1 protein-coding gene is annotated in these 742 nt (G+C 54.0%); it reads right to left on the bottom strand.

Going from position 1 to position 742, the window contains the following annotated elements; genetic code table 11:
- Nucleotides 1-56: 56 nt before the first annotated feature.
- Nucleotides 57-742, bottom strand: a 686-nt coding sequence (locus QVO99_RS05145; RefSeq protein ID WP_288176974.1) for a transcription termination/antitermination NusG family protein, incomplete at its 5' end; no start/stop codon positions are given.

Raw genomic sequence — 742 nt, 5'->3', positions numbered from 1 at the left:
AACTGTTTAGTTCAAAATATGAGATATAATAGCATCTTCATTACACTATTTACATCTCAGCAACTCCTGCCCTCCCTCACAAACTCCAGGGACTCGCGGTCTACTTCTATGGTGGCGCCGCCGATGTAGAGGAGCTCGTTGCCGATGATGACTTTCTTGCCCTGGATGCGCTGGACGAACGCCATGCAGCCGGCAAGGGCACCGTCGGTGATGCGCACCTTGTCGCCCTTTCTGAGAGGACGGTTGATGAAGGTGGCGTTGCCGGTGTCTATGATGCGGCGGAAATTGTTGAACTCGGCATCGGGGATGATGTGGGGAGTCTTCTTGCCGGGCATCGTCAGCATCTTGTATACGTCGGGACGGAAACGGATGTCGTTGAGGTGGCGAGCCTCCACCCTAACGAAGACGAAGGTGGAGAGGACCACGAACTCGCGTATGCAGCGCTTGCCGCGGCTGTTGACCACTACGCGCCTCTCTGTGGGCACCCAGACTTCTATAGGAAGGCCGCGACCTTGGAAGTCCTGCTCTATGGCGAGCATGAATTTCTTCTCGTAATTTACCCTTACACATGCCACATACCAGGACATCCCGTCGCTGTCAGCGACAGGTGAAACGGTGGGGGATTCGACGGTTTCCGGTATGGCTTCGCCGTCGTCCCCTGCAACAGAGGGCGCATCTGATAAGGTCGTTTTTGTAGTGGTCATCAATATGCGAATATCCTTAATTCCGCAACACTTTGATT

It is taken from the genome of Prevotella sp. CAG:592, from assembly GCF_000436015.1.
Lineage (GTDB): Bacteria > Bacteroidota > Bacteroidia > Bacteroidales > Bacteroidaceae > Prevotella > Prevotella pectinovora.
This window is presented reverse-complemented; position numbering and strand designations above follow the sequence as displayed.